The sequence below is a fragment of the Clostridium sp. AF23-6LB genome (assembly GCF_003461085.1).
Lineage (GTDB): Bacteria > Bacillota > Clostridia > Lachnospirales > Lachnospiraceae > Coprococcus > Coprococcus ammoniilyticus.
The window spans coordinates 471272-487123 of record NZ_QTWK01000003.1 but is presented as its reverse complement, the minus strand read 5'-3'; the positions used below and the strand labels follow the sequence as shown (position 1 = coordinate 487123).

16 protein-coding genes are annotated in these 15852 nt (G+C 40.9%); 14 read left to right on the top strand and 2 right to left on the bottom strand.

Annotated elements, in window-relative coordinates; translation table 11 throughout:
- The first annotated feature begins 2 nt into the window (after positions 1 to 2).
- Genes rsgA through DWY07_RS09280 form a run of 3 tightly spaced genes read left to right on the top strand, consistent with a single transcriptional unit; the run spans position 3 to position 2246 of the window.
- A complete protein-coding gene (gene rsgA / locus DWY07_RS09290) occupies positions 3 to 881 on the top strand; it encodes a ribosome small subunit-dependent GTPase A (protein WP_117822797.1) in 879 nt (292 codons plus the stop codon).
- A complete protein-coding gene (rpe, locus tag DWY07_RS09285) occupies positions 881 to 1540 on the top strand; it encodes a ribulose-phosphate 3-epimerase (protein ID WP_117784975.1) in 660 nt (219 codons plus the stop codon). The genes rsgA and rpe overlap by 1 nt, the downstream gene beginning before the upstream one ends.
- 58 nt (positions 1541 to 1598) lie before the next feature.
- The gene (locus DWY07_RS09280) at positions 1599 to 2246 is read left to right on the top strand and encodes a thiamine diphosphokinase (protein ID WP_117807711.1); all 648 of its coding nucleotides are present in this window, start codon (positions 1599 to 1601) and stop codon (positions 2244 to 2246) included.
- Positions 2247 to 2412: 166 nt separating this feature from the next.
- Here the strand turns inward: DWY07_RS09280 and DWY07_RS09275 are convergent, their stop codons facing one another.
- Positions 2413 to 4410: a Na/Pi cotransporter family protein gene (locus DWY07_RS09275; protein WP_117807710.1), complete on the bottom strand. Its 1998-nt coding sequence runs from the start codon at positions 4408 to 4410 to the stop codon at positions 2413 to 2415.
- A gap of 277 nt (positions 4411 to 4687) precedes the next feature.
- Here DWY07_RS09275 and DWY07_RS13415 point away from each other — a divergent pair, with 277 nt between their 5' ends.
- Positions 4688 to 6136, top strand: coding sequence for a hypothetical protein (locus DWY07_RS13415; RefSeq protein ID WP_242997331.1), 1449 nt, complete (start codon positions 4688 to 4690; stop codon positions 6134 to 6136).
- Between the two features lie 16 nt (positions 6137 to 6152).
- The gene (locus DWY07_RS09265) at positions 6153 to 6608 is read left to right on the top strand and encodes a 23S rRNA (pseudouridine(1915)-N(3))-methyltransferase RlmH (protein ID WP_117807708.1); all 456 of its coding nucleotides are present in this window, start codon (positions 6153 to 6155) and stop codon (positions 6606 to 6608) included.
- Here the strand turns inward: DWY07_RS09265 and DWY07_RS09260 are convergent.
- On the bottom strand, positions 6592 to 7005 hold the full coding sequence (locus tag DWY07_RS09260; protein ID WP_117822795.1) for a 23S rRNA (pseudouridine(1915)-N(3))-methyltransferase RlmH: 414 nt from the start codon (positions 7003 to 7005) through the stop codon (positions 6592 to 6594). The two genes, DWY07_RS09265 and DWY07_RS09260, sit on opposite strands and share 17 nt — an antisense overlap.
- Positions 7006 to 7184: 179 nt before the next feature.
- Between DWY07_RS09260 and DWY07_RS09255 the strand changes: the two genes are divergently transcribed.
- The 9 genes from DWY07_RS09255 to ispG all read left to right on the top strand — a co-directional run bounded on the left by DWY07_RS09255 (position 7185) and on the right by ispG (position 15849).
- Entirely contained in the window at positions 7185 to 7994 is an 810-nt protein-coding gene (locus tag DWY07_RS09255) for a Cof-type HAD-IIB family hydrolase (RefSeq protein ID WP_117807706.1), read from the top strand.
- 162 nt (positions 7995 to 8156) lie between these two features.
- A complete protein-coding gene (locus tag DWY07_RS09250) occupies positions 8157 to 9374 on the top strand; it encodes an LCP family protein (protein ID WP_021943252.1) in 1218 nt (405 codons plus the stop codon).
- A 193-nt stretch (positions 9375 to 9567) separates the two neighbouring features.
- Positions 9568 to 10269 (top strand): UMP kinase, encoded by a 702-nt coding sequence (gene pyrH / locus DWY07_RS09245; RefSeq protein WP_021943253.1) that lies wholly within the window; start codon positions 9568 to 9570, stop codon positions 10267 to 10269.
- A 23-nt stretch (positions 10270 to 10292) separates the two neighbouring features.
- On the top strand, positions 10293 to 10838 hold the full coding sequence (gene frr, locus DWY07_RS09240; RefSeq protein ID WP_021943254.1) for a ribosome recycling factor: 546 nt from the start codon (positions 10293 to 10295) through the stop codon (positions 10836 to 10838).
- Between the two features lie 12 nt (positions 10839 to 10850).
- Positions 10851 to 11579, top strand: coding sequence for an isoprenyl transferase (locus DWY07_RS09235; RefSeq protein ID WP_117822793.1), 729 nt, complete (start codon positions 10851 to 10853; stop codon positions 11577 to 11579).
- A gap of 12 nt (positions 11580 to 11591) precedes the next feature.
- Positions 11592 to 12389, top strand: a complete 798-nt coding sequence (locus DWY07_RS09230; RefSeq protein ID WP_008401601.1) for a phosphatidate cytidylyltransferase — start codon at positions 11592 to 11594, stop codon at positions 12387 to 12389.
- A gap of 141 nt (positions 12390 to 12530) precedes the next feature.
- Positions 12531 to 13673, top strand: a complete 1143-nt coding sequence (locus DWY07_RS09225; protein WP_117822791.1) for a 1-deoxy-D-xylulose-5-phosphate reductoisomerase — start codon at positions 12531 to 12533, stop codon at positions 13671 to 13673.
- Positions 13674 to 13676: 3 nt separating this feature from the next.
- The gene (locus DWY07_RS09220) at positions 13677 to 14774 is read left to right on the top strand and encodes a M50 family metallopeptidase (RefSeq protein WP_021943257.1); all 1098 of its coding nucleotides are present in this window, start codon (positions 13677 to 13679) and stop codon (positions 14772 to 14774) included.
- A gap of 16 nt (positions 14775 to 14790) precedes the next feature.
- Positions 14791 to 15849, top strand: a complete 1059-nt coding sequence (gene ispG, locus DWY07_RS09215; protein WP_008401604.1) for a flavodoxin-dependent (E)-4-hydroxy-3-methylbut-2-enyl-diphosphate synthase — start codon at positions 14791 to 14793, stop codon at positions 15847 to 15849.
- Positions 15850 to 15852 lie beyond the last annotated feature (3 nt).

The window sequence follows — 15852 nt, the reverse complement described above, 5'->3', positions numbered from 1 at the left end:
GTATGACAGGTAAGATCATAAAAGGCATTGGTGGTTTCTACTATGTTGTCTGTGAAAACGGCATCACATATGAATGTAAAGCAAAGGGTGTCTTCCGGAATCGAAAGATTAAACCTTTGGTAGGCGATAATGTTGAGATAGAGATATTAGATGAAGAGAAGAATCTGGGCAATATTGAAGATATATTGCCCAGATTTAACTGGTTAAACAGACCTGCAGTTGCAAACGTAGATCAGACTGTAATTATTTTTGCAGTGTCTGCACCAGCACCTAACTTCAATCTGCTTGACCGTTTTCTGATCAATATGGAGCAGCATGAGGTTTCTACAGTGATCTGCTTTAATAAAGTGGATCTGGAGGGCTTTCGTCAGAGTGAAGATATATGCAGATCTTATACAAAGAGTGGCTATGAGGTATTGTTTATCAGTGCCGAAAGCGGCTATGGGATTGATGTGTTGGAAGCAGTTATAAAAGGAAAAACAACGGTATTTGCAGGACCTTCAGGTGTAGGCAAGTCATCGACACTGAATTCATTATTTCCGGATGCCAATGTGCAGACGGGAGGTTTAAGTGAAAAGATCCAGCGTGGAAAACATACAACGAGACATTCAGAGCTGATGTTTGTAGATGATGATACTTATATTATGGATACACCGGGTTTCAGTTCGTTATATACAGAAGGAATCGAAGCAGAAGATCTGAAGCTGTATTTTCCTGAGATTGCAGCATATACAGGAACCTGTAAATTTAACATGTGTAATCACATTAGTGAACCGGGATGCCTGGTAAAGAAAGCTGTCAGCGATGGCAGAATCAGTAAGATGCGGTATGATGATTATGTTATGATATACAACGAATTAAAGGAAAAGAGGAAATGGTAATGTTAAAGCTGTCCCCATCAGTATTGTCTGCGGATTTTGGACATCTGGCAGAAGATATACAGATCATAGATCAGGCAGGAAGTGAATATATTCATCTGGATGTTATGGATGGGTCCTTTGTGCCGAATATTTCATTTGGAGCACCGGTTATCAAGAGTGTTCGTCCGGTATCTGATAAGGTGTTTGATGTTCATCTTATGATTGATGAACCGGTGCGTTTCTTACAGGATTATAAGAATTGTGGAGCAGATATCGTAACAGTACATGCAGAAGCCTGCAAGCACCTTCACAGAACCATCGCAGCCATAAAAGAGCTGGGAATGAAAGCCGGAGTTGCATTAAATCCTGCAACACCATTATCGGTACTTGATTATGTATTAGAGGATGTAGATATGATTCTGATCATGTCAGTAAATCCGGGCTTTGGAGGACAGAAGTTTATTCCATCTTCCCTTCGGAAGATTACAGAGACCAGAGCACTGTTAAACAGCCGTGGACTTCAGACAGATATTCAGGTAGACGGCGGTGTCACTCTTTCTAATGTGGCTGAGATCATTCAGGCAGGTGCAAATGTATTAGTTGCCGGATCTGCAGTATTCAAGGGAGATAAGGTTGAGAATGTAAAAGCCTTCCATAAGATTTTTTCAGAAATACAATAGAAAGTAATAAAAAGGCAGAAAGCAGATCTGCTGTCTGCCGGAACAGGTAACAGGATATATGAATCGATATTTAGTTGTTACAGGAGGAACCGTTTCAAAAAAAGTGCTTGAAACGGTTCTTTCCGATTATGATTTTCAAAAAATAATAGCATGTGATAAAGGACTTGAAATCTGTCAGGAATGTGACATACTTCCGGATCTGGTTATTGGAGATTTTGATTCGGCAAAGACAGATATTGTAGCATCATATCGGGAAAAGACAGAATTTCTGGATCTGGATACACATAAGGATTTTACAGATACCCATGTTGCAATCTCTTATATACTGGAGCAGGAGATCAGACCGGATGAAGTAATTCTGGTTGGAGCAACCGGAACCCGTATGGATCATACTCTTGCCAATATTGGCTTATTAAAGCAGTTTGCAGAGACCGAAATATCGGCATATCTGATCGACGAGCATAACAGGATCACGATGACAGCACACCAACATATCGTGAAGCGTACCGATGCATACAGATATGTGTCACTGCTTCCATATACGGAACAGGTGACCGGTGTAACACTTCAGGGTTTTTATTATAATGCACAGGGGCTTACATTGAAGCTTGGAGAAAGCATCGGCGTCAGCAATGAGCTGATTGCAGAGTGCGGTCTAATCGAATTTGAATCCGGATTATTAATTGTAATTGAAAGCCGTGATTGAGATAGAGTCATTATGTATATCTGTCTAAACGAGATACAAGATCAAATAATAATAAAATGCAGTATTAAAGAATAAAAGGAAATAAAAAAGATACTCTGAAAGCAAAGGACCTGTATGATCCCGTGATCAGAGTATCTTTTTATAATGCTTATTATCAGAATAATCTTTATTTTTTCTTAGAGTCTTTCTTCTGTTTTACTTTTTCAATCTTTGTCTTCTTGATCTCTTTTAATTTAGGCTCTTTTTTTGCCTGCTGTTCGTTTTTATCTGCCTTAGCTGTGTTCAGATCCACAGATTTCGAAGCAGAAGATTTATTTGCATCTGATTGCGAGATCTTATGTTCCAGCTCTGGCAGGCTCGCCTTATACTTTTCGGTGATCGGATCAGAGTACAGAGACATGTAGTAGCAGTAGAGTGCTTTATATTCTTCGGAGGTCTTATATCCATTTGTGTAGATATGACCGTGCATTTCGTCAAAGGAATCTGTAGTTAATTTCTTTGCAATATGAAGTCCGATATTAGAACAGTGACTTCCGATACGATCCAGACTGGTCAGGATATCTACAAGAGCAAAACCACCGTCGATATCGCAGTCTCCGGTCTGTAAACGGATAACATGGTGATCTTTGATGATCTCTTTTACCTCTGTGATTGACTGAGCAAGTGGCTCGATACGGGAGACAGCCGTTAAATCATCGTTTTTGAATGCCATAAAGGTTGTATCAATGATATTGGCTGTAGCCTGTAAGAGCGTATTGATCTCCATGGTTCCCTGTGTGGAGAAGGAGATTTTTTCATCGGTGATCTTTCTGCCGACGATCAGAAGATTTTCACAGTGGTCACCGATTCGTTCCAGGTCACTGACACTGTTTAATAATTCAGATGCCAGCTTTCGTTCGGATGAATGCAGCCGCTTGGAGGTGATCTTTAACAGATATTCGTTTAACGCACTTTCACATTTATCAATGAACATCTCATTTTCCAGAAGTTTTCCAGCAGTTTCTTCATTATATTCCGATAATAACTGACTTCCAAGTTCGAAGTTTTCCTTGATGGAGTCTGTCATGGAGAACATTACCTTCTGCGCCTGGGTAAGAGCAATGTTTGGTGTATCAAGAAGCATTGGATCGAGAGATGCAAGCTCTTTGTCAATTTTGGATTCTTTATCGTCGCCGATGATCTTACCGGTCAGATCTGCGATCTTATTTGCGAATGGAAGCAGCAGGATCGCAATGATAAAGTTAAACATAAAATGTAGGTTTGCGATTACACCACGGTTGATGATCTTATCTATGAATGGGAAGGTGATAAACAACTGAAGTCCATAGATCACAACAACGAAGAAAATCGCACCGATAATATTAAATAACAGATAGGACATGGCAACACGTTTTGCCTTTTTGTTTGCACCGATACTGCCGAGCAGGATGGCGAAACATTTTCCTATATTAATACCGATAATAATAGGGATCGAAGAACCATAGGAAACAACTCCTGTTGAGGATAATGCCTGAAGGATACCGACTGAAGCAGAGGAGCTCTGGATGATCGCTGTTAAGACAAGACCAATCAGGATACCAAGGAGTGGATTGCTGAAAGAAATGAACAGATTCTGGAATGCTTCAGATTCTTTTAAAGGAGCGAACACAGCTTCCATTGTATTCATACCAAGGAATAAGATACCAAGACCGACTAAGATACCGGCGATATCTTTATGTTTTTTCTTATGGGCAAACAGAATGATAAAAGCACCAATACCGATCAGAACGGGTGCAAAAGAAGACGGTTTTAATAATTTGAGGATAAACATATCTTCGCCAAGATCACCAAGACGTAAAATCTGTGCGGTTGCGGTACTACCGACATTGGCACCAAATACAACAGGGATCGCCTGACCAAGCTTCATGATGCCGGCATTTACAAAACCGATCAGCATGATCGTAGTTGCTGCAGAACTCTGAATGATCGCTGTTACACCGGTACCAAGACCAAAGCCCTTAATCGCGCCGGTTGCCTGACTCTTACCGGTTGTCAGTTTTTCAAGTATCCGTTCCAGACTTCCTCCTGCCAGATTCTTCAGGGAATCGCCCATCATGTTCATTCCAAACAGGAACAGTCCTACGCCTCCAAGTAAAGTCAGAATTGAAAAAAAGTCCACTTCCATATCCTCCTGTGAATAAAAATTACCTTCTGAATAAATGTCAAAATCATGTAATGACCATGTAAAACAAAATTTACATGCTTGGATATTATAACATAGATAGTTTTCTTGTTCTATATTTTTTATTAGGATGCTTACAAATTTGTAATAATATAATAGAAATAAAAAAGAAATATAGAAAAATTATATAAAAAGAGACTTGACACGAGGAAGCGGATAGTGAGAACATAAAGCAGTAAAAAATGATCGGAACCCGGGTGGGTTTGAAGGAGTCTTTGATATGAGCAGAAGCAAAAGAAAATATTTATTTCAGAATGATCAAAATACATTAAACGGGGCACTGCTGGCTGGAAATAATTCAATGGCAGAGATGCTGCTCTGGTCATTGGTCCTGCTGCCACCGGTGATCGGAGTATATGGAGCCGGTGTGTGTTTTATCAATATTGGTCTGTTTGTCGGTACAACATTTGCCTGGTTGTTTCTGGTAAAGCGGCTCCGTTCTTATCGGGATCTTTCCCGGAAGACCATCGGAAGTATGTGGGAATTTTTATATGACAGATACCGGTCGGTTATATTAAAGGACAGCTTTCTTGTTGTATGGCTGCTGATCCTTCTGTCTATGACTGCAGCATTGTTGGAATATGGGAGTAAGGTGATCAGCAAGACGGTTGGCATGGAATATCACTGGGTTGCTGTAGGGATCGTGGTGATCTTAAGCATTTATATGTGCATACTTGGAAATAAAGTAAGAAGTGTAATAAGGAGTATCTTCTATATAATATTGTTGTTGGTATTCTTTGTTCTGGTCATCAGTTTGTTTATGGTAAATAAACCATCGGAGCTTCTCGATATTTATGGAAAGCTGCATATGAAGGGCGGAACCAGTGTATATCTGAATATTCTGTATTATAACGGCACACAGACCGGTGTTACATATATTATATCCATGGTCGGTATGGGACTTGGCTGTCTTGGACTTCCATTTTTATTTAATGGAGCATTTGAAGCAAAGGACAGTCATGAGCTGGATCGTGGACGGGTGTTGTCAATCCTGTATACAGGCGTGATGATTGTTGTGATCAGTGTCTGGTCATTGTTAAATGCAGTATGTATCTATCCGTTAAAGGTGACGCTTGATTCTGGAATTGACGAACTGCTCCGGACTTATGTTGCAGCCTTATGTCATAAGCTGGAAGTTCCGACAGAGATCCGATATGTTATACTTGGAGTTTTGGTTATTACGCTGTTGTGTCTGACCGAGCGTATATTTGCAATGAGTATGGAGGTAGCTCGGGGACTTCTGCCAAAAATGAAATGGATCAGGGATGAAAAGCAGCAGAATGTGGCAGATATAGGCCTGCTGGTTATTCTTTCAGGCGCATTACTGGTGATTGTCGGTATATGGAAGCCGGAGTATCAGAAACTGATCACGGTTTCATGGGAGTATGCATCTGCAATGGCAGCTCCATGTATATTGGCAGTTGTCTGGCGAGCAGCAAGCAGACCGGGAATTTTTGCAGGACTGTTTACAGGGCTTGCGGTTTGTTCTGTCTGGTATTTTGTACCGATGATAGAAGGAAATACACTGGCGGTATCAACAGAACTGAGTGCGGGAACTGCATCCTTTGTATTTGCTTTGGCGGTAACGATCATTGTCAGTATGTTTACGCATAAGAAAAATGAAGCGGAAAAGAAATTGTTTGACCAGATAAAGCTGGATCAGAGATAGAAAATGGAGATGCATGATGCTGTTTAAGATCATATGTGTTGGAAAGATAAAAGAAGAATATTATAGCAGTCAGATACAGGAACTCTGTAAACAGATCAATAAAAAGAACCGGGTAGAGATCATTCAGAGTGAGGATGAAAAAATACCGAAGAATGCATCCGATGCTGTAAAGCAGAAGATTATTGAAACAGAAAGCAGAAACAGTCTTGCAAGTATCGGTAAAAATGATTTTGTGATCGCTCTTTGCATAGAAGGTAAAAAATATACAACCGAACAGTTCGCGGCAATTATCCGTCAGGCAGAAGAGCGAGAATATGAAGCAGTATCCTTTCTGATCGGTGGTTCTCTGGGAACTTCAAACGAACTGGTCAGATGTGCAGATGTGAAAATGAGTTTTTCGGATATGACATTCCCACATCAGTTGATGCGTGTCATGTTGCTTGACCAGATTCGTATTATTTGTGATAAGTAATGTTGTTATTGATGGTATAGGCACGATAGAGCTGTTCCGTAAAGGCAATCAGGCAGATCTCGTTAGATAATGTCATACTGGAAACGAAAAAGGTCTGATCGGATAAAATCGGAAGATCATCCGGAGAAAATCCAATAAAATAACTGATTTTTGAATATCCGCCCAGGGCATAGTCAGAGATCATTCGGGCAAAGGCTTCGGAAGAGATCGTGTGCTTGCCTGTCTGGTCAGGGGTGATCAGGATATTGATATCGCTACTTGCAAAGGCAACTTTTTTTTTGCCTGCACAGCAGACTGTAGCTTTACAGAAAGGTGATAGCCGCTTGATATATTCATGAACAGCCGCTTTTATATTTGTTGCCAGATTCTTTTCTTTTATATAGATCGTATAATTCATGCCAAAACTCCGAAATTTAATAAAAAAGATGCATTTATGATTGATTATTATAATACAATCGCACCGTCAATTACAATAGAATCGCATTTTTTCGGGTAAACTACTGGACAAAGAGGTGAAACTACTATATATTATCAACTTGATCATTACAAATTGAAGATAAACGTGGAGATAATAAGATGAAGAAGATAATAGCACTTGATATTGATGGTACATTGACTAATTCGAAAAAAGAGATCACAAAGCCTACACTGGATAAGATCATGGAGATCCAGAAAAAAGGACATGTTGTGGCAATTGCATCCGGACGGCCGCTGCCTGGAATCCGGAAGATTGCGGATGAACTGGAACTGAATCAGTATGGTGGATATGTGCTGGCATTCAATGGCGGACGTATCGTGAATTATAAAACAGGTGAGATCGCATATCAGGCATGTGTAGATAATGAGATTGCAAGAAAAATATATGATTACTGTGTTGAGAAAAAGATTGGGATGGTGACTTATAAGGATGACATCGTTGTAACAGGAACCCCGGTTGATGATTATATGAGTCTTGAGGCAAGAATCAATCGTATGGAGATCGTACAGGTGGAGGATTTTCGTTCCTTTATTGACTTCCCGATCAATAAGTGCCTGCTGACAGCAGAACCTGATGTTGCAGAGCAGGTGGAGCAGGAGCTGGCAGCCCTGTATGGAGATTCGGTTACTGTTTTCCGTTCCGAGCCTTTCTTTGTTGAGATCATGCCAAAGGGTGTGCATAAGGCAACATCCCTTGAAAAGCTTCTGGAATATCTGCACATGGATGTAAAGGATCTGGTTGCCTGCGGAGATGGATATAACGATCTGACGATGATCGAATATGCGGGTGTCGGTGTGGCGATGGCAAATGCACAGGAGATCGTAAAGGAACATGCAGATTATGTTACACTCTCAAATGATGAAGATGGTCTGGTTCCGGTTATTGACAAATTTATCCTGGGCGAATAAAGAAGACAGTCCGGCGTAAATGTTATATTTTTATGAACAGGTTGAATTTGAATATTATTTGTAGTAGAATACACCTTGTTTGTTCGTGGAAAATTGACATTTTGTACGAAAAATAGTTCTGTTGAGATGAAACATATACACAAACGTATAGGAGAATGAATAATGAGCGATAATATTTTTAGCGATGAAGATTTCGACGATTATGATGATATGGAAGATACAGCAGCAAAGCGGGCACAGAAAAAATCTGCTGAGCGCAGATCTTCCGGGAAAAAGAAGAAAAAGAGCAAAAACAAACCATGGATCATTGCACTTATAGCAGAAATACTGGTGATCATTCTTGGAGGTGTCCTTTTTGTAAATGCTTATATCAATTCAGCATTTAATAAAATGAATTTTGAAGAGTTAAAAGACGTTAAGGTGAATGATGACCTTGCAGAAGAAACCGTAAAGAAGATGACCGGTTATACAACGATCGCATTATTCGGTGTAGATAGCCGTGATATTGATATGGTAGAAAGCGGAGCACGATCCGATGCAATCATCATTGTAAGCATTAACAATGATACACAGGAGGTTAAGATGTCTTCCGTATATCGTGACACATATCTGGAGCTTGCAAATGATTCCAAGAGCTATGAGAAGGCCACACATGCTTATGCTTATGGCGGAGCTTCAGAGGCGATCAATACATTGAACAAGAACCTTGACCTGAATATTACAGCTTATGTAACTGTAAACTTCAAGGCATTGACAGAAGCAATCGATGCACTTGGCGGTCTTGATATCGAATTGAAGTCCAGCGAGCTTGACAAGCTGAATCAGTGTATCGATGAACAGCAGAGAGTCAATGGCATCCAGTCTACGTATGTATATGATACAGGTGTTGTACATCTTGATGGTGTTCAGGCTACCGCATATGCAAGAATCCGAAGTACAGACCAGGGTGATATCACCAGAGCATGGAGACAGAGAAAGGTTATCAGCCTTATGATCGAAAAGGCAAAGAGTGCCGGAATCTCCAAGTTAAATGACTGCCTGAATGCAGTTGTAGATGATATCAGCTCCAGCCTTACAAAGAAAGAGATTATGGATCTTGCAACGAACTGCTTCAATTACAAACTGGAATCCTCAACCGGTTTCCCATTTACATGGTCAACACCAACACTTGGAAGTAAGGGAAGTCTGGTTGTAGCAGGAGATCTGGAGAACAATGTAGTCGTTCTTCACAGATATCTGTTTAACGATTATGATTATGTTCCATCCCAGACAGTTAAAAATATCAGTGCAAATATTATCAACGATACAGGATATTATAACCAGATCGATCTGGATACGTTTACAGTAGATGATGATCCGGATTCAATCGTTAATAAATAGTATATAGAAACATACCGGAAACGAAAGAACATCATGAAACCAGTCAGATTTTGTGGTGTTCTTTTTGTTATGGAGAACAGATCCGGGGCTTCGATAATTTGAATAAAATCTTTCCAACTTCCTGTTTGAAATATAGTTATATTGTGCTATACTAGGATAGAAAAATTTTGAGAAAACATAAGAGGTTACAATTATGGAAATGAACAGAGTGTTATTGAAACTTAGTGGAGAAGCACTTGCTGGAGAAAAAAAGCAGGGCTTTGATGAAAAGACTGTATATGATGTTGCCGGACAGGTAAAGAAGATCCTGGATAAAGGAATCCAGCTTTGTGTAGTAATCGGTGGTGGTAATTTCTGGCGTGGCAGAACCTCAGAAAATATGGATCGTGTAAAAGCAGATTCAATCGGCATGCTTGCAACTGTTATGAACTGTATCTATACCGCAGATGCTTTTCGTGTATTTGGAATCAAATCACATATCATGACACCATTTGCATGCGGAACAATGACAGAGCTGTTCAACCGTGATAAAGCTGTAGAATATATGGAGCAGGGAGAAGTTGTTTTCTTTGCCGGAGGAATCGGACATCCGTATTTCTCAACAGATATGGCAACTGTTCTTATGGCGGTTGAAGTAAAGGCAGATGTAGTCTTATCTGCAAAAGCAATTGACGGCGTATATGACAGTGACCCTAAGACAAATCCAAATGCAAAGAAATATGACAGCATGCAGATGAAAGACATTGTTGATAATAAGCTTGGAGTTATCGATCTTGCATCTGCAGTTCTTGCAATGGAAAACAAAATGCCGATGATGTTATTCGGCTTAAATGGTGAAGACAGTATTGTAAAGGCCGTTACCGGTGGCTTTACAGGAACATATGTGAACGTATAAATAAACAGGAGGAACAAAAAGATATGTTGACACAGTACGAAGAGAAAATGACGAAGACAGTTGAAAACCTGGAAGGGGAATATGCTACGATCCGTGCAGGACGTGCCAACCCTAACATTTTAAATAAGATCAAGGTAGAATATTATGGTGTACCGACACCGATGCAGCAGCTTGCAAATATCACCGTACCGGAAGCAAGAACGCTGATGATCGCACCATGGGAGCCATCACTGGTAAAGGCGATCGAGAAGGCGATCCTGAATTCAGATCTTGGGCTGACACCAAACAATGACGGTAAGAACATCATCCTGAATTTCCCTGAACTGACAGAGGAAAGAAGAAAAGAGATCGTTAAGGATATTAAGAAAAAAGGTGAGAATGCAAAAGTTGCTATCCGTAATATCAGAAGAGATGCAAATGACGCAATCAAGAAGATGGAGAAAGCCGGAGATATATCAGAGGATGAATTAAAGACAAACGAGGATAAGATCCAGAAGATGACAGACAAATATGTTGGTCTGATCGATAAGGCTATTGAGAAGAAATCAACAGAGATCTTAACTGTTTAATTTGGAGTAAGTATGAATAAAGAAATAAATGGAGAAATGATCAATATTCCGGAGCATGTTGCGATCATCATGGATGGAAACGGAAGATGGGCGAAGAAACGACTGATGCCAAGAACCTATGGACATTCAGAGGGCGCAAAGGCAATCGAGCGAACATGCGAGAATGCAGATGAACTTGGTATTAAATACCTGACTGTATACGCATTTTCTACCGAGAACTGGAAACGGTCAGTAGAGGAAGTATCTACGATCATGAATATTTTCCGTAAGTATCTGGTTGACAGCATCGAGCGATCCAACCGGAATAACATGCGTGTAAGGATCATTGGTAAGCGTGAGGACCTTCCGAAGGATATCGTAGAGAAGATGTATAATCTGGAGAAAGCTACAGCAAATAATACAGGACTTCAGTTTTCTGTAGCAATTAACTATGGCGGACGGGATGAGATCACAAGAGCGGTCAGACAGATTGCATCCGACTGTATGGCTGGAAAGTTATCACCGGATGCGGTTACAGAGGATACAGTCAGTGCCTACCTTGATACAAAGGAACTGACGGATCCGGATCTGTTGATTCGTACCAGCGGAGAGCTTCGGACATCGAATTTTCTTCCATGGCAGATCGCATATTCAGAATTTTATTTTACGGATGTGTTATGGCCGGACTTTGATATGGACGAGCTGGTTAATGCATGTCGGTATTACAGTCATAGAGACCGTCGGTATGGCGGGGTAAAATAAAGAGGAAATAATATGTTTAAACAACGGGCAATCAGTGCAGTGATCCTGGTGATCATTGCAGCAATCACACTTTATTTTGGCGGAGCACTTACATGTCTGGTAATGTGTGCGGTTTCGCTGATCGGTGTGATGGAGTTACTTCGTATATATGGGCTGAACAAGAAAGGACTTGGATATGCAGCTTACGGTGCAACGGTTTTTTATTATGCATTGTTGTATTTTGACCTGCATCAGTTTATATTACCGTTGATCGCGGTCTATATGCTTGTCATCCTTGCAATCTATGTGCTCACGTATCCGAATTACAAAGATAAAGAGATCATGGCGGCATTCTTTGCATTTGTATATGTAGGTGTAATGTTGTCGTATGTGTATCTCATACGAGATATGAAACATGGACTGATTCTTGTTCTGCTGATCTTTGTCAGCTCCTGGGGTAATGATACCTGTGCCTATCTGGTCGGACGCGCAATCGGTAAGCACAAGATGTCACCGATCTTAAGCCCGAAGAAGAGTATCGAGGGTCTGATCGGCGGAATTGTTGGAGCAGGAATATTAGGTGTTGTATTTGGTTTGATTTATAATCATTTCATGCAGGTTGCACATTCTGTATGGATATTTGCATTGATCGGAGCTGTATGTGCGCTGCCTGCAGTTATCGGGGATCTGGCGGCTTCTGCAATCAAGAGAAATAATGATATCAAAGATTATGGCAAGCTGATACCGGGGCATGGCGGAATCCTTGACCGGTTTGACAGCATTATATTTACAGCACCAATTATGTATTATCTTATATTATATTTGTTGTAATCAGAAAAAGCAGTGTGGGAGAGCGTACAGATGAACTGTGCTCATAATTACGCTGCTTTTCCTTTATGTCGCATTGGAAATAGTGCAGACAGATAAAAAATGTTAGATACAGATGTTTGAAATGGGTAAAGGAGAACAAATATGAAACATGTAGCTATCATTGGATCCACAGGATCTATAGGAACACAGACACTTGAGATCGCAAGATGGAATCAGGATATAAAAATCTGTGCTTTATCAGCAGGAAGAAACATAGACTTATTAGAGAAGCAGGCGAGAGAGTTCCGACCGGAGATCGTTGGTCTGTGGGATGAGAAGCTGGCAGATGAATTAAAAGATCGTCTGAAGGATATGGATATCCGTGTCGTATCAGGCATGGATGGGCTGATCGAGATTGCAGAATACAAGACATCGGATATATTAGTTACCGCTATTGTAGGAATGATCGGTATCCGCCCGACTGTGGCAGCGATTAAAGCGGGAAAAGACATTGCCCTTGCAAATAAAGAAACTCTGGTTACAGCGGGACATATTATTATGCCGCTTGCAAAGGAAAAAGGAGTATCGATCCTTCCGGTTGACAGTGAACATTCGGCAATCTTCCAGTCATTGCAGGGAAATACACATGATTCCATTGAAAAAATTCTGTTGACAGCATCCGGTGGACCATTTCGTGGCAAGAGCAGAGAGTTTTTAAAGCATGTGAAATTAGAGGACGCATTAAAGCATCCAAACTGGAGCATGGGAAGAAAGATCACCATTGATTCAGCAACGATGGTAAATAAAGGTCTGGAAGTTATTGAAGCAAAATGGTTATTTGATGTAGCACCGGAAAATATTCAGGTTGTGATCCAGCCGCAGAGTATCATTCATTCAATGGTAGAATATAAAGATGGAGCAGTGATCGCACAGCTCGGTACGCCGGATATGAAGCTGCCGATCCAGTATGCGCTGTTCTATCCGGAACGAAGATACATGCCGGGAGATCGTCTTGACTTTACGAAGCTTTCATCGATTGTGATCGAGACACCGGATATGAATACCTTTCTTGGGTTACGATACGCATATGAGGCAATCGGGATCGGTGGTTCGATGCCTACAGTATTCAATGCTGCAAATGAATATGCAGTAAAGCAGTTCTTAGATAGAAAAATCGATTTTCTTGATATCTATGATATCATCCGTGCATCCATGGATCATCATAAATTGATTGAAAATCCTGATATAGATGAGATTCTTGCAACCGAGCAGGAAGTATATGAATTTATTGAAAGTGGGTGTTAGTTTTTGAATATCATATTGATCATACTTGTTTTTGGTGTCATCATTTTCTTTCATGAGCTGGGACATTTTATCGTAGCAAAGATCAATCATATCACAGTAAAAGAGTTTTCGATGGGATTCGGACCGAAGCTGTTTCAGTTTCATAAGAAAGAAACACAGTATACGCTGCGGCTGATTCCGCTTGGCGGCTATTGTATGATGCTCAGCGAAGATGATGAAGAAAACGAAAATGATGAGAATTCCTTTGAGAAGAAATCCATCTGGGCAAGAATGGCGGTTGTACTTGCAGGACCTGCCATGAACTTTGTGATCGCATTTTTATTTTCCATGGTGATCATTCATTTCTGTGGAAGTGATCCTGCGATCATAGGAGCAGTATACAATAAAGATAATATTGAAAAATACCAGATCGAAAATGCCGAGGAATATTTTAATGGTGTATATCCGGCGGAAGAAGCCGGGATATCAGATGGCGATCGGGTATTAAAGATTGAGGGAAGTACAGTTAAAAATTTCCGTGAGTTACAGATCTATCTTCAGATCTATGGAGATGGTTCACCGATTGATCTGACACTTGAGAAAGAAGACGGAACGGTCTATGATACGACGGTACATCCGGCAAAGACACCGGATGGCTATAAGATCGGAATAATGAGTGTCGGTTATCAGCTCCCGAAGAACTTCGGAGAGCTTTGTAAATATTCTGCTTATGAGACCAGATACTGGGTAAAAGCAACCTTCTTAAGCCTGAAGCTGATCGTTACCCGTCAGGTAAGTTCGGATGAAGTATCCGGTCCGGTCGGAGTAGCGAAGAACATGAACGATACCTTCAATGAGGCAGCAAAGAGCAGTGTGCTTGATCTGTTCTTAAACTGGATGAATTATATCGTACTGCTGTCGGCAAACCTTGGCGTTATGAACCTGCTGCCGATACCGGGCTTGGATGGAGGACGATTTATCTTCCTGTTAATTGAAGCAGTAACGAGAAAGAAGGTTCCGAAGGATAAGGAGAATATCGTGACGCTGATCGGATTTGTTCTGGTTATGCTGTTGATGGTTGTGATATTATTTAACGATATCAAGAATGTATTCTTTCATTAGATGAACAGGAGTTAATATGTACAGAGATCATACAAAAGTTATAAAGATAGGAGACCGGGTGATCGGTGGTGGAAATCCGATCCTGATCCAGTCGATGACAAATACAAAAACCAGTGATATAGATGCTACAGTTGCACAGATCTTAAAACTTGAAAAGGCAGGCTGTGACATCATCAGAAGCACCGTAAATGATGATGCGGCAGCGGCGGCAATCCCTGCGATCAAGAAACAGATCCATATTCCGCTGGTTGCAGACATTCATTTTGATTACCGTCTGGCGATCGCAGCGGCTGAGGCGGGAGCAGATAAGATCCGTATCAATCCGGGTAATATCGGTGGTAAGGATAAGCTGGCACAGGTAGTAGCGGTATGTAAGGAACGGAATATACCGATCCGTGTTGGTGTAAACAGCGGTTCCCTTGAAAAAGAATTAGTTGAAAAATACCACGGCGTGACAGCAGAAGGAATCGTTGAGAGTGCATTGGATAAGGTTCATATGATCGAAGACTGCGGATATGACAATATGGTCATCAGTATTAAATCTTCCGATGTTATGATGTGTGTAAAAGCACATGAGCTGATCGCAGATCAGACGAATTATCCGCTGCATGTGGGTATCACGGAATCCGGTACGGTTATGAGCGGTAATATCAAATCCTCTGTAGGACTTGGTATTATCCTGCATGAGGGAATCGGAGATACGATCCGTGTATCTTTAACAGGGGATCCGGTCAATGAGATCATGACAGCAAAGATGATCTTAAAGACGCTTGGACTCCGTACAGGAGGAATCGAACTTGTGTCCTGTCCAACATGTGGAAGAACGGAGATTGATCTGATCGGACTGGCAGAACAGGTAGAAAAGCTGGTTGCCGATTATGATCATCTGAATATCAAGGTTGCTGTTATGGGCTGTGTTGTAAACGGACCGGGTGAAGCCAAGGAAGCAGATCTTGGAATTGCGGGCGGAAAAGGCTGCGGTATCCTGATCAAAAAAGGCCAGATCATAAAGAAGATCGACGAGAAAGATATATTATCAACATTAAAGTACGAGTTAGATAACTGGAGTGAATAGAAC

Coding starts and splice junctions, on each gene's coding strand:
- rsgA (WP_117822797.1), top strand. CDS start 3: ATGACAGGTAAGATCATAAAAGGCATTGGTGGTTTCTACTATGTTGTC.
- rpe (WP_117784975.1), top strand. CDS start 881: ATGTTAAAGCTGTCCCCATCAGTATTGTCTGCGGATTTTGGACATCTG.
- DWY07_RS09280 (WP_117807711.1), top strand. CDS start 1,599: ATGAATCGATATTTAGTTGTTACAGGAGGAACCGTTTCAAAAAAAGTG.
- DWY07_RS09275 (WP_117807710.1), bottom strand. CDS start 4,410: ATGGAAGTGGACTTTTTTTCAATTCTGACTTTACTTGGAGGCGTAGGA.
- DWY07_RS13415 (WP_242997331.1), top strand. CDS start 4,688: ATGAGCAGAAGCAAAAGAAAATATTTATTTCAGAATGATCAAAATACA.
- DWY07_RS09265 (WP_117807708.1), top strand. CDS start 6,153: ATGCTGTTTAAGATCATATGTGTTGGAAAGATAAAAGAAGAATATTAT.
- DWY07_RS09260 (WP_117822795.1), bottom strand. CDS start 7,005: ATGAATTATACGATCTATATAAAAGAAAAGAATCTGGCAACAAATATA.
- DWY07_RS09255 (WP_117807706.1), top strand. CDS start 7,185: ATGAAGAAGATAATAGCACTTGATATTGATGGTACATTGACTAATTCG.
- DWY07_RS09250 (WP_021943252.1), top strand. CDS start 8,157: ATGAGCGATAATATTTTTAGCGATGAAGATTTCGACGATTATGATGAT.
- pyrH (WP_021943253.1), top strand. CDS start 9,568: ATGGAAATGAACAGAGTGTTATTGAAACTTAGTGGAGAAGCACTTGCT.
- frr (WP_021943254.1), top strand. CDS start 10,293: ATGTTGACACAGTACGAAGAGAAAATGACGAAGACAGTTGAAAACCTG.
- DWY07_RS09235 (WP_117822793.1), top strand. CDS start 10,851: ATGAATAAAGAAATAAATGGAGAAATGATCAATATTCCGGAGCATGTT.
- DWY07_RS09230 (WP_008401601.1), top strand. CDS start 11,592: ATGTTTAAACAACGGGCAATCAGTGCAGTGATCCTGGTGATCATTGCA.
- DWY07_RS09225 (WP_117822791.1), top strand. CDS start 12,531: ATGAAACATGTAGCTATCATTGGATCCACAGGATCTATAGGAACACAG.
- ispG (WP_008401604.1), top strand. CDS start 14,791: ATGTACAGAGATCATACAAAAGTTATAAAGATAGGAGACCGGGTGATC.